The 13419-nt window shown below is 45.9% G+C and carries 14 protein-coding genes; 11 read left to right on the top strand and 3 right to left on the bottom strand.

Annotated elements, in window-relative coordinates:
- On the bottom strand, positions 1-299 hold a 299-nt coding region (locus RMO27_RS09935), incomplete at its 3' end, for a thioredoxin family protein (RefSeq protein WP_396133657.1).
- Between the two features lie 81 nt (positions 300-380).
- Entirely contained in the window at positions 381-1067 is a 687-nt protein-coding gene (locus RMO27_RS09930) for an HAD-IA family hydrolase (protein ID WP_309731903.1), read from the bottom strand.
- Positions 1068-1197: 130 nt separating this feature from the next.
- Here RMO27_RS09930 and bchM point away from each other — a divergent pair, with 130 nt between their 5' ends.
- The 10 genes from bchM (at position 1198) to rfbC (ending at position 10881) form a co-directional block, all read left to right on the top strand.
- Complete coding sequence (gene bchM, locus RMO27_RS09925) at positions 1198-1893, top strand: magnesium protoporphyrin IX methyltransferase (RefSeq protein ID WP_396133656.1); 696 nt, start codon at positions 1198-1200, stop codon at positions 1891-1893.
- Between the two features lie 83 nt (positions 1894-1976).
- A complete protein-coding gene (locus tag RMO27_RS09920; protein WP_309731901.1) occupies positions 1977-2588 on the top strand; it encodes a thylakoid membrane photosystem I accumulation factor in 612 nt (203 codons plus the stop codon).
- Positions 2589-3012: 424 nt separating this feature from the next.
- Positions 3013-4377, top strand: coding sequence for an ABC transporter substrate-binding protein (locus tag RMO27_RS09915; protein ID WP_309731899.1), 1365 nt, complete (start codon positions 3013-3015; stop codon positions 4375-4377).
- Positions 4378-4470: 93 nt separating this feature from the next.
- Positions 4471-5433, top strand: coding sequence for an urea ABC transporter permease subunit UrtB (urtB, locus tag RMO27_RS09910; protein ID WP_309731897.1), 963 nt, complete (start codon positions 4471-4473; stop codon positions 5431-5433).
- Between the two features lie 54 nt (positions 5434-5487).
- Positions 5488-6576 (top strand): urea ABC transporter permease subunit UrtC, encoded by a 1089-nt coding sequence (gene urtC / locus RMO27_RS09905; RefSeq protein ID WP_309731895.1) that lies wholly within the window; start codon positions 5488-5490, stop codon positions 6574-6576.
- Positions 6577-6692: 116 nt separating this feature from the next.
- Positions 6693-7454, top strand: a complete 762-nt coding sequence (gene urtD / locus RMO27_RS09900; RefSeq protein WP_309731893.1) for an urea ABC transporter ATP-binding protein UrtD — start codon at positions 6693-6695, stop codon at positions 7452-7454.
- Positions 7444-8142, top strand: a complete 699-nt coding sequence (gene urtE / locus RMO27_RS09895) for an urea ABC transporter ATP-binding subunit UrtE (RefSeq protein ID WP_309731890.1) — start codon at positions 7444-7446, stop codon at positions 8140-8142. Before urtD ends, urtE begins: the two co-directional genes overlap by 11 nt.
- Before the next feature lie 240 nt (positions 8143-8382).
- Positions 8383-9453, top strand: coding sequence for a dTDP-glucose 4,6-dehydratase (gene rfbB, locus RMO27_RS09890; protein ID WP_309731888.1), 1071 nt, complete (start codon positions 8383-8385; stop codon positions 9451-9453).
- Positions 9450-10322, top strand: a complete 873-nt coding sequence (gene rfbA / locus RMO27_RS09885) for a glucose-1-phosphate thymidylyltransferase RfbA (RefSeq protein ID WP_309731886.1) — start codon at positions 9450-9452, stop codon at positions 10320-10322. Before rfbB ends, rfbA begins: the two co-directional genes overlap by 4 nt.
- Before the next feature lie 7 nt (positions 10323-10329).
- Positions 10330-10881: a dTDP-4-dehydrorhamnose 3,5-epimerase gene (gene rfbC / locus RMO27_RS09880; protein ID WP_309731884.1), complete on the top strand. Its 552-nt coding sequence runs from the start codon at positions 10330-10332 to the stop codon at positions 10879-10881.
- Here rfbC and rfbD read toward each other — a convergent pair.
- The gene (rfbD, locus tag RMO27_RS09875; RefSeq protein WP_309731881.1) at positions 10864-11748 is read right to left on the bottom strand and encodes a dTDP-4-dehydrorhamnose reductase; all 885 of its coding nucleotides are present in this window, start codon (positions 11746-11748) and stop codon (positions 10864-10866) included. The genes rfbC and rfbD overlap by 18 nt on opposite strands.
- A 208-nt stretch (positions 11749-11956) precedes the next feature.
- Between rfbD and RMO27_RS09870 the strand changes: the two genes are divergently transcribed.
- Positions 11957-13419, top strand: a 1463-nt coding sequence (locus tag RMO27_RS09870; RefSeq protein ID WP_309731876.1) for a polysaccharide biosynthesis C-terminal domain-containing protein, incomplete at its 3' end; no start/stop codon positions are given.

The following is a 13419-nucleotide window of genomic DNA, read 5'->3' as shown; positions in this document are numbered from 1 at the left end:
GCTAATTTATCTTTGGTAATTGCACCTTCTAAGGAGTGGATCAGGGCATCACCTTTAAAGAGTCGAATCGCTGGAACGCCTTCTACCTTATAAGCTTTGACAGTTACGGGATTAGGATCGATTTCCATTTTGACAACCTTGACTCGATCGCGATAATTGGTAGCAATCCAGTCGATCGAAGGTGAGACTAACCGACAGGGTCCGCACCAGGCCGCCCACAGATACACGAGGACTGGTAAATCTGACTGCAATACTTCGCTCTCAAATTGTGCATCATTAATGACGGTAACGCTACTCACTTTAGATAAACTCCACAAACGATCGTAAGGACATGATTCCCCTCTAGATTAGAGCAAAAGTGGGGCGAGAGGGTAATGAATTCAACTCCGATTCAACCAGATCGCCGTCAACCCAGCGTTATCGGCACCCAGATAATCTTCTTCGAGACTATCGCCAATATGCCATGCCAATTTGGGCGCGCACTCATATTTACGCAGCGCAGCAGCAAAAATTTCGGGTTGGGGTTTGGCGGCACTGACTTCGGTAGAGATTGTCACTGTCGAAAAGTACCGCGCCAAATCTAAAGCTTTAAGCACGGGATGCAGCCGCGAATCAAAGTTAGATAATACCGCCAATTGTACATTTGATCGCTGCCAGATAGTTAACGCTGGAATCACATCTGGGTATACTTCCCACGCGGCAGGAGTAGTGAAATAGGTATATAAGTATTCAAAAAACTCCTCGAAGTCGGTAAATTGCTCGATCGCCCCGACTGCGGTAAATGTCTGCCGATTGATTTCGCGCCACCACTGATATTCACGCATCGGGATCTCAGCCACAAGCACGCCAGGGAAAATACACGGCGGGGAGTTTTTAAAAGCTGTATAGAAGAATCGATCGAGTAATTCCGGTTGGCAATTGACGCCATATTTACTAGCAACTTCACTATAGATACTCCCGACACTATTTCTGACCCCAAATAGTGTGCCTACGGCATCTAAATAGATGACTTTTGGGAGGGGTAACGAACTCGGAATATCTAGCAGTGAAGAGTAATGATGTTGCATTATGGGCAATAGGGAATGGGGAATCGAATGTTCGATCGAGTAATCTAGTGAGCTGCAAACCTACCCTACACACCCGATCGCCTGCTATAGTGATCTACCGATAGCAATAAAATTTTATACCTAAATTTCGATGGAATTAGTAGATGATAAGGCCGTAGTTAAGGAATATTTTAACAATACCGGATTTGAGAGATGGCAGCGGATCTATGGTGATGGCGAGGTAAATAAGGTACAGCTCGACATCCGCACTGGGCACCAACAGACTGTAGACACGCTGCTGGAGTGGTTGGATGCCGATTGTAACCTGGAAGGATTATCCATCTGCGATGCGGGCTGTGGCACGGGGGTGTTGAGCATTCCCCTGGCGGAGCGCAAAGCGATCGTCAGTGCTAGCGATATTTCCGAGAAAATGGTGGGGGAAGGCAAAGAAATCGCCGCCAAAATCTTTGGGAATAATGACAATCCCAGCTTTAGCGTCAGCGATCTCGAAAGCCTTGCTGGTAGCTACCATACAGTGATTTGTTTGGATGTGTTGATTCACTATCCCCAAGAGAAGGCTGGTGAGATGATTTCGCATCTGGCATCGATGGCTGAGTCGCGATTGATTATCAGTTTTGCACCCAAAACTCCTTGTTTTAGTTTGCTCAAAAAGATCGGTAGTTTTTTCCCTGGTGCGAGCAAAGCGACCCGCTCTTATCTCCATAAAGAAGCAGATATCGTCAAAATTTTGGAAGCGCAAGGTTTCACCATCAACCGCAAGGCAACTACGAAGACTCGGTTCTATTTCTCATGGATGCTAGAAGCGGTGAAGGCAGTTGATAGTTGATAGTCGATCGTTAACAATATTATCTATTTTCTAGTACTTGTGTCGATGTCCAAAATTTTACAAACTATATTTAGCTAATTTATATGTCCCAAATATTACTCGATCGATCTACTGTGTCGATCTGGCTGCAGTTTTTGCAGAGTTTGGCTACAAGATGGTTGAAATCGGTGGCGATCGTTACTGCAATCTTAGTTTTTACTTGTCTGTTGTCCAACCCAGCTTTGGCGGGAATTGAAGATGATAAATACGACGGCAATGTGTTTGTACTCTACGCTGGTAACGGGTCGCTAGTTCCGGCAAAAATTTCGCTAGCAGACTCTCTCAAAGCTAATAAGCCAGCTTTGATCGTGTTTTATATCGATGATAGTACTGACTGCAAAAAGTATTCGACGACAATTTCCCAATTGCAAGGTTATTACGGCAAAGCGGCTAGCTTTATTCCGGTAACTGTCGATAGTCTGGCACTAGATAAAAAGTATCCACAGACCGAGGCTGGCTATTACTATGGCGGTACCGTTCCCCAAACTGTAGTTGTCGATAAAAATGGTAAAGTTCGACTCAATGAAGTGGGAGTCATCTCTTTTGAAAAAGTCGATGATGCCATGCGTAACGTCTTCGATCTGTTACCCCGAAAAGACTCGGTCGAACTCAAGCGACGGAGTTTTAATGAGTTTAATAGCGAACTATCACAGTAACTCAATAGACGGATATCCTTGGTAACTTGGAACCGAAAATTGCTATTAATTACGAATTTACCACTCCACTCCAGACTAAAGAAAAATCCAAAGGTGATATCCGGTGATATCCGGTGATATCCGTAGATCGGTATCGATACACTTCGCTGCTAACAGTTAGCCAGAGACCTCTATTCTCTGGCTATTTTTTGCCTCGAATGTATTTTTGATCGACAACTCAAGTTAGGAGCGGTTTTCGAGTTGGCGATCGCCAGCAAAATGTCAGCCAATGCAACATTGATGAAGTTTAAATTGTAGCGGTTCAGCCATTAGTCTAAATCTTTACAAAGCCAAGAGATTTTGTATCGTAAAATACACAGCTATTAAGGTATAAAGATTAATATCTCATCCAGATAATCGCGTGTGAAGGGTAAATTTAAGTTATATGGCAAATCAGTTTGGGCGACGGAGATTCATTGTTTTGGGTGGTGCTGGCATTGCCGGAACGATGCTGCTCAAGGCCTGTAGTAATCCAGCATCCACTCCCACAGCCAGCCCGAGCACGGCACCAGCCGCAGATGGCAAGGGCGGGATTAAGGTCGGGGTGATGTACTCCACCACTGGTTCGATCGCGATCGTCGAAAAATCATTACAAGATGCAACCTTCCTGGCGATCGATCAAATTAATGAAGGTACTGGCCCTTGGAAAGGGAAAAAGGGTATTAATGGTCAAATGCTGGAAAAAGTAGTCGTCAACCCTGACTCCAACTGGGATTTGTACAACCAAATGTCAAAGCGACTGATCGATGAAGACAAGGTTGTCTGCGTCCTCGGTTGCTACACTTCAGCTAGTCGCAAATCAGTCTTACCAGTGTTTGAAGAGAAAGATAGATTACTCTACTACCCTGTTTACTACGAGGGAAATGAATGTAGCTCGAACGTTTTCTACACTGGCGCAGCACCGAATCAACAAATCACCGACTCGATTCCTTACTGCATCAAAAACTTTGGTAAAAAAGGCTTCTTTATTGGATCTGATTATATCTATCCTAAAGAAAGTAATCGGATTGCCAAAGCTGAATTAGTCAACGGTGGCGGTACGGTTGTCGGCGATGAATATGCGGCACTGGGGACGACGGAATTTATCACAATTATCAACAAGATCAAGCAAGCTAAACCCAATTTCATCTTGAGTAATCTCGTTGGTGATAGTATTCCCGCCTTTTACAAGCAGCTTAAGGATGCCGGCATCACTTCCAAACAGATTCCGATCATGGCATTTCCAACCACAGAAGAGGAAATTCAGGCGATGGGGCCAGAGTTTGCCGAAGGACACTTCAGTAGTTTTAACTACTTCCAAACCGTCGATACGCCCGAAAATAAGGCATTTGTCGAACAATTCAAGGCTAAATTTGGCCCAGATCGCGTTACCAATGGGGTGATGGAAGCAGCCTATATCCAAACATTTTTCATGGCACAGGCAATGGAAAAATGCGCTAAAGAGAAAAAAGAATTTACTACTGCCAATCTGCGCGAAGCAACTAGAGGGCAAGAGTTCAAGGCTCCGCAGGGCACTGTCAAATCCGATCCTGACAACTATCATACCTACCTATATTCCAGAATTGGGAAGTGGAATGCCGATGGACAAGCCGAAATTGTCTTCGCAACTAAGGCTGCGGTCAAACCGATTCCCTGGAGTCAAGCACTTTATAAGGGTCGGGTTTGCGTTCACAAGACACCAGATACTCGCGCCAACTCGATCGTTGAAACCAAGAAACCAATTCCAGTTGCCTTCTTAGATAAGCCCTAAACTGCTCGTAATTAATAATCTCTGATTTTGATAATCAGAGATTATGCATTAATTTAGCATTTATAAAATACACCACGATTCAGGTCGGGAAATATGAACGTTTTGCCATTTAATGCCATCTCTTCGTTAATATACTTGGCGCAAGCCAGCCCGTCGGAAAAAGCGATCGATCCAGTTGCAATTACCAATCAGCTCTTAAATGGGGTGGGGATTGTCGGCATTCTACTATTGACCGGTTTGGGACTGGCAATTACGTTTGGGGTGATGCGGATTATTAATCTCGCGCATGGTGAATTCATCATGCTCGGCGCATATACAACATTCGTGCTGCAAAGTAATTTCAAAATGGATTTGTTGATGACAATTCCATTTTCCTTTTTATTCACAGCCCTAGTTGGCGCGCTGGTAGAAGTGACGATCGTGCGGCGACTATATGGACGTGCGATCGAAACTCTACTAGCGACGTGGGGACTGAGTATCGTGCTCCAAGGAATCGTCAAGCTGATCTTCACCGCTCAACTCAAGTACGTCAAGGCACCGCCATATATTCGTGGTAACTGGACGCCATTTACAATTGGCGGACAAGCGATCGAGATCTCTTACTACCGCTTATTTATCATCTTTATGGCACTGCTATTGCTGGGGATTACCGCGTATTTACTCTACGGTACTACCTTGGGTAGAGAAGTCCGCGCTGTTACTCAAAATCGCGAAATGGCCAAGTGTCTGGGCGTAAATACCAGCCTAGTCGATATGCTGACATTTGCTTATGGTTGCGGACTAGCCGGAGTAGCTGGAACAACGATCGCTTCGCTCAAAAGTGTCGCGCCACCGATGGGACAAGATTACCTCGTAGATGCCTGGATGACAGTGGTGACGGGAGGAGTGGATAAGTTAGTGGGCGTATTGGCAGGTGCTGTATTGATTGGCGAATCAAATGCCGCGATCGCATATCTACTCAACGATCCTACCGCTAGAGTCATAGTTTTAGCTGCGGTAATCGTGCTAATTCGGTTCCGTCCAGAAGGTCTATTTACCGTTCAAAAACGCGGTTAAAGTTTTTACCCAGATATTTTTGTCGATCGGAACTAATTTAATGGAGGTTTCAAAATGGCACAAGTAATCGGTCAAATTCAACAGTCGAACTTTATCCCCAAGAAATGGCAGCTCATAAATTTAGCAGCTTTACTAATTTTTATCGTATTTCCATTTGTAGCTGGCACATTTCAGACTAACTTAATGGCAAAATTGCTATTGTTTGGCACATTGGGTGTCTCGCTCGATTTGGTATGGGGATTTACCGGGATTCTGAGTTTTGCCCATGGGGTATTTTTTACGTTGGGTGGATATGCGATGGCATATTATCTCAAGCTGAACTTATCCGCTACTGCTAATAATTATGGCGGCACTGTCCCAGATTTTATGGTCTGGAATGGCTTAAAAGAGTTACCTTGGTTTATTGCACCTTTGCAATCTTTCCCAGTGGCGATCGTGGCAATGGTCGCAATTCCCGCAGGTTTTGCTTATGCCATTGGCTGGTTTATTTTTCGGTCTAAAGTTAGTGGTGTTTATATCACCGTAATTACGCTGGCGATCGCGTCAGCACTGACCACTTTCTTTGTCAGTCAGCAAGCATATACAGGTGGCACCAATGGAATTACCGATGTCTCGAAGCTGATTTTATTTGGTCTAGTTGTCCCCCCAATTGGGATCTATTTTATCATTCTTACTTTTGCAACTTTGACGATCGCGGGGAGTTGGTGGTTGACAAAATCCAACTTTGGATTGATTCTCCGCTCGATTAAAGAGAACGAGCAGCGGATTTCTTATCTTGGCTATGATGTTGCCAGTTTCAAGATTTTTATTTGGACGCTATCTGCGGCAATTGCGGGGATTGCTGGGGGGTTATTCGTGCCGCTCAACAATTTTATTTCACCAGTTTATCTAGGAGTAGCTTTTGGAACTCAGATTGTAATCTGGGTGGCTGTCGGCGGACGCGGCACCTTATTTGGGCCAGTCATTGCGGCGATTTTACTAGGACAGATCCAGAATTCAGTCGATCGAATTACCCAAGATTGGCAACTGATTGTTGGTGTAATTCTGATGCTAGTCGTGCTATTTCTACCGGATGGATTGATGAGCTTATTACCGAAGCAGCTAATGGGGAGTAATAATCCTAATAAATTAGAGCGCATGTGATAGTTTGCTTCTTTGCTCCACAATCTCATAATTTTAAAGCCAAATATTTACGACTAATTTAGCTATCGAATATCTATTCATCAATTAATACAATAACATTTGAAAATATAGGTATGATGAATTCGGAAGCAGCTGTTTTATCGGTAAAAGACCTCAAAGTAGTCTTTGCTGGTTTCAAAGCATTGAAAGGCATCGATTTAGATGTGGGTACTAATGAAATTGTGACGATCATTGGCCCCAATGGTGCTGGGAAGAGTACCTTGCTCGATGCGATCGTCGGGAAATCTCCGGTAGCTTCGGGACATGTATATTACAAAGGTCAGGATATTACCAATAAAAATTCCTATGATATTGCTCGAATGGGCATCGGTCGCAAATTTCAAAATCCTAATGTTTATAACGATCTGTCAGTATTCGATAACCTGTTACTAGCACTCAAAGGTACGCATGGGGTATTTGCCTCCATCAAAGCTAAACTGACAGCGGCCAAGAAAGACAAGATTGTCGATGTACTCGATCGCATCGGGTTGTTAGCACAAGGCTATGCGAAGGTATCTTCACTCTCCCACGGTCAAAAACAGTGGGTCGAGATTGGGATGGTACTCGCGCAAGATCCCGCAGTGGTGTTGCTAGACGAACCAACGGCGGGGATGACTCCCGATGAAACCTATGCCACTGGAGAGATTATTAAAACCATCGCGGCAAATCATTCTGTGGTGGTGATCGAGCATGATATGGAGTTTGTCAAACAAATCGCCCAACGGATTGTGGTGCTCCACCAAGGTGAAAAGTTGACCGAAGGCTCGGTCGCCGAAGTGCAATCAAATCCCAAAGTAATTGAAGTATATTTAGGACGCGAACAAATCGATGCTGCTTGAACTAAACGATGTCACTGTTTCTTACGGCCAGACACCCGTGTTATTTGGCGTCAATATGGCCGTCAACCAAGGCGATATTGCCTGCATCCTCGGTCGGAATGGGGTGGGCAAAACTACGCTGTTACGGAGCGTGATTGGCTTAAATAAAGCGATCTCTGGCAATATCATCTTCGATCTGCAAAATATTACGCGGTTGCCGATCTTTAAGCGCGCCCGTGCGGGGATTGCGTATATTCCCCAAGGTCGAGAAGTTATTCCCTATTTATCAGTTTTAGATAACCTCAAACTGGGGATGTCGGCAGGAAAACAGAAATCCAGCAAAATTCCCCATGAGATTTTTGAGTTTTTTCCGATGCTCAAACAGCATCTCAACCGTCAAGGTGGTTTACTTAGTGGCGGACAACAGCAGCAACTGGCAATCGCGCGGGGCTTGATGAGCAATCCGAAGATTATGCTCTTAGACGAACCAACAGAGGGGATTCAGCCGTCGATCGTCCAGGAAATCGAGGAAACGCTCAAACGGATCAACCAGGAAAAAGGGATTACCTTAATCGTCGTCGAACAAAAGGTGGATTTTGTGCGCCAGCTCGCGCAAAAGTTCTTCATCATGGAAAAAGGGATCGTGGTAGCAGATGGCGAAACGCCAGAGTTGACTGACGATTTAGTGCATAAGTATTTGGCTGTGTAGATGAGGAGTCAATTTGCGCCGTTAAATCGACATTGTGGGGTCGATTTAACGGCGCAAATACTTTGCTATCTAGATTTGAGTTAGCTTACAGCCGATCGATCGCCGCAGCTCAGTCGCCAATAAACTCCCGAATAAAAGCTGGTGAGATCGCACTTGAGGTTACGACTTTTAACTCAAGGGGCTTTCGTTTGGCAGATCTACTGTTATATTTGACGTAGATTATTAGTCTATCTCCAAATAATGAGCAAACAGCATATTTTAGTTACGGGTGGAGCCGGATTCATTGGCTCCAACTTTGTGTCGCTAGTCATTAATTCTACCGATTTAATAGTTATCAATCTAGACAAGTTGACCTATGCGGGAAACTTAGCCACTGTCGAGCAGTTTCAGCAGAGTGATCGCCATATTTTTGTCAAAGGCGATATCGGCGATCGTCAACTCATCGACAGTTTACTCGCGCAATATCAACCCCAATCCATTGTCAATTTTGCCGCTGAAACTCATGTCGATCGGTCGATCGATAGTCCGGCTAGCTTTATCGAAACCAATGTTAATGGTACTTTTAATCTATTAGAATCCGCGCGTCAATATTGGCGGAAATTGAGCGATGCCGATCGCGAACAGTTCCGCTTTTTACACATCTCTACTGATGAAGTATTTGGTTCGCTCTCGCCCGATGAGCCAGCCTTTACCGAACTGACACCCTACACGCCTAATAGCCCTTACTCAGCATCTAAAGCGAGTTCCGACCATTTAGTGCGGTCTTACTTCCACACTTACGGTCTGCCCACCTTAATCACCAATTGTTCCAATAATTACGGCCCTTATCAGTTCCCCGAAAAACTGATTCCGCTGATGATTCTCAATGCTTGCGCTGGTAAACCTTTACCAGTTTATGGCGACGGTCAAAATGTCCGCGACTGGCTGTATGTCGAAGACCACTGCCACGCAATCGCCCTCGTCCTCAACAAAGGTATCCCTGGCGAAACATATAATGTCGGTGGGAATGCCGAACGCGATAATATGTGGCTGGTCGATCGCTTATGTGCGATCCTCGACGAGTTATGCCCAGATTCACCGCACTGTCCCCACAAACAACTCGTTGAATTCGTCCGCGACAGACCTGGGCACGATCGCCGCTATGCGATCGACTTTAGCAAACTCCACGACCAACTCGGCTGGCAACCTCAAGAAGATATCGAATCTGGCTTGCGGCGCACCGTCCAATGGTACCTAGACAATCAGGATTGGTGTCAGACAGTCACAACTACCAATAACTATCAGCAACAACGATTGGGAGTGGAAGCATGAAAGGGATTATTTTAGCTGGTGGCTCTGGCACGCGATTGTACCCTTTGACACGGGTAATTTCCAAGCAATTGATGCCAATCTATGACAAGCCGATGATTTATTATCCCTTGTCTACCTTGATGCTGGCGGGCATTCAGGAAATCCTGATTATTTCCACCCCCCACGATCTGCCCTTATTTGAAGAATTACTAGGCGACGGATCGCAGATTGGTTTATCGATTAGTTATGCTGCCCAGCCCCAACCCGAAGGACTCGCCCAAGCCTTTATTATCGGCAAAAAATTTGTCGGCAATGATGCCGTTGCCCTAGTTTTAGGCGATAACATTTTTTATGGTGACAGTTTGAGCGTTAGTCTCCAGCAAGCCGCCCAGTTGACCGAAGGTGCGATGGTGTTTGGTTACTATGTCAGCGATCCGGCTCGCTATGGCGTGGTCGAATTTAACGATCTAGGTGCGGCTATTTCGATCGAGGAAAAGCCGCTCGAACCTAAGTCTAATTATGCCGTGACTGGCTTGTATTTCTATGACAATCAAGTCATCGATATCGCTCACCATATCGCTCCATCCGAGCGGGGCGAGCTAGAGATCACCAGCGTCAATCAAAAATACCTAGACATGGGGCAACTCAAAGTCGATAAACTCAGTCGCGGTACCGCGTGGTTGGATACGGGTACCCATCATAGCTTGCTCCAAGCCTCGGTGTTTGTCGAAACGATCGAACAACGCCAAGGCTTGAAAATTGCTTGTATTGAAGAAGTCGCCTTTCGGATGGGCTACATCGAAGCCGACAGGTTAGCGGCGATCGGTCAGACGATGGCGAAAAACGCTTACGGTCAATATTTACTCAAATTAGCCATAGAAGGAAGATAGTCTGGTCATGGAAATTTTTCAAACTGCCCTTCCCGAAGTCATCGTCTTTGCCCCGCCAGTATTTAGCGATAGTCGCGGCTACTTCTTGGAAACTTACCAACAACAAAAGTATGCCGAAATCGGCATTCCCCATCCCTTCGTCCAGGACAATCAATCCTATTCGACCAAGCACGTCCTGCGGGGCTTGCATTTCCAACTCAAGCACCCCCAAGGCAAATTAGTCCGCGTTACCCAAGGAGAGGTCTTTGATGTTGCTGTCGATATCCGCCGCAATTCTCCCACTTTTGGGAAATGGCATGGGGAAATCTTATCGGCTGAGAATAAAAAGCAGATGTATATTCCCGAAAATTTTGCCCACGGGTTTTGCGTACTGAGCGATAGTGCCGAGTTTTTATACAAGTGTACGGATTTTTATGTACCTGGGGATGAGGCCGGTTTGATCTGGAACGATCCTCAGCTCGCGATCGATTGGCCGATCGACACACCGATCTTATCGGCCAAAGACGCGATTTTACCCAAGGTTGATGCCATTATGGATCTGTTACCATCTGGCAAATAACTGCCCCAAACTTGAGTCCCAAGCGGGTAGCTGCACGCCAAATTCAGCTAAGACCTGGCGATTATCCAAGACCGAGTAAGCCGGACGTTGGGCGGGGGTGGGATAATCGCTAGCGGGAATCGGGATGATGTCTTTGACCAGGAGCGGTCGATCGGGAAATTGCATGCGATACCGATCAACAATCTCACTGGCAAACCCGTGCCAACTGGTCTTGCCAGCAGCGGAAAGATTGTATATGCCCCTGACATCTGACAAGTCGCGCTCGCCGCAGCGAGCGAGAATTTGCGATGTGGCGATCGCGATCGATTTGCTCCAAGTGGGTGCCCCGACTTGATCGGTAACGATTTTTAGTTCCGATCTTTCGGCAGCAAGACGTAGAATGGTCAGCAAAAAGTTTTTACCGCGATTGCCATAGACCCAAGTCGTCCGCAAGATTAAATGCGCACAATCAGCTTGGATAATGGCCTGTTCGCCAGCAAGTTTACTCGCGCCGTACACTCCTAAAGGATTGGGGGTGTCTGTTTCCAGATAGGGACTAGTCTTCGTCCCGTCAAATACATACTCCGTCGAGTAATGGACGAGCAACGCACGGGACTCACGCGCTAGTTCGGCCAAAATTCCTGGCGCAGTCGCGTTAATCGCATGACAAAGTTCTGGCTCTTGCTCGGCTTTGTCCACCGCTGTATAGGCAGCAGCATTGACAATAATCTGCGGCTGCAACGCGCGGACGCGCTCCTGAATCCGATCTGGGTGGGCTAAATCCAACTCTTGAGATCCCCAGACGGTTACGTGTCCTAACGTGGCTAGGGCGACTTGTAACTCCCAGGCAACTTGACCCTGTTGACCCAGGATTAAAATTTTGTTCATACTGTCACGACCTCAAAACGATTGTCACTCGATTTTAGACTAAAACTGTCAGCTTACTAATCTTTTAAAAGTAAGTGCGCAAAAGTGCAAGCAAATCAGTAATTGTACCGAGATGAGAACTCAATTACGTTGGGTATAATTAAGGAATAAACTGAACTTTTGAACTGAGTGTGACCCACATCACTGTCGATCTACTTGTCATAACTAAATGTCGGATTTAACTGTCTTAAAAAATGTATTTGCTAATCTCTGTCGCGGGGGTGCAGTAGCATTATCAATGTTATTGCTACCCCCATTTTTAGCAAGAATTTTAACGAAGGATGCCTATGGTTCGTGGTTGTTAATTTTACAATTAAGTACTTACGTGGGTCTTTTGGATCTGGGGATTCAGACAGTGATCGGTAGATTTGTCGCTCACTATAACGAGCTAGGTGACATTAAAAAACGCGATAGTATTATCAGCAGCGCGATTGTAATTTTGACTGGATCGGGATCGATCGCGATCGTCGCCATCGGTGCCCTAGCTTGGCAATTGCCGCACCTATTTCCAGATATGCCAGCAGCCTTACAGCAGGATTCCCAATTAGCCCTCTTGTGGGTGGGGGGCACGCTGGCTGTCGCCTTGCCTTTTTCGGTGTTTGGTGCCGTTTTTATTGGGTTACAGCGTTATGATATCCCAGCTTGGATTATTGGCAGCACCAAGCTCTTAGCAGGGGTGCTAGTCGTCCTCGCCGCTCACTCCAGTCATAGTATTGTGATGATGGCGGTGATGGTCGGTATTACCAACTTAGCAGCAGGATTTTGGCAATATATCGCCTATCGCAAGATTGCCGCTGGCTATCATCTCTCGCTGCAACTCATCTCGAAAAAATCCGTTATTGAAGTTGCCGAATCCTGCCTATCGCTATCGGTTTCTACCTTAGGTTTGTTGATAGTCAGCGGTCTCGATACTACCATTATCGGGTTTTTTGATTATAAATCGATCCCGTATTACGCATTAGCTGCGACCTTAACCAATTTCGTCTTCGGGATTTCGATCTCGATTCTCAATACCGTCATTCCCGTTGCTTCTTCCATTGGGGCGCGAAATGAACCGGAAAGTTTGGGCAAACTATTAGTATCCACAACTCGCTACGCAGTTGCCTTGCTAATTGCGACGAATCTCCCGTTGATCTTAGTATCAAAAACTGTGATTACGCTGTGGGTTGGTGCAGATTATGCAGTGCAGACCAGTCACTTATTCGAGCTATTAGTTGCTGCTAATTTCGTGCGCCAAGTCGGGGGACCTTATTTTTCGATCGCGATCGGCTGTGGCGAACACCGCAAGGTGATTCTGTCTCCATTACTCGAAGCTGCTACCAACTTGTTCTTTAGTATCTTGTTGACAGCCAGAATCGGTGCAGACGGTGTCGCCATCGGCACCTTTATGGGTGGGTTAGTGAGTGTGTCGATGCATTTGGCCTACAATCTCCCTCGCACCAAGAAAATCTTGGTCGCCAATCCCATGTCCTTAATTGTGACGATCTTTAAGCCCGTGCTCTTGGTAGTCGTCCCCACAATTTTATTATTTGCCATCAATAATCAGTATGGCAATACCACTAATATGCTGTGGAACATCATTACAGCAGCGATCGTAACGGCGATCGGGTGGTTCGTATTATGGAAATATAT

The sequence above is a fragment of the Chamaesiphon sp. OTE_75_metabat_556 genome (genome assembly GCF_031378165.1).
Lineage (GTDB): Bacteria > Cyanobacteriota > Cyanobacteriia > Cyanobacteriales > Chamaesiphonaceae > Chamaesiphon.
Note: the sequence above shows the minus strand (reverse complement) of the source record. Positions and strands in the feature narration are given on the sequence as shown.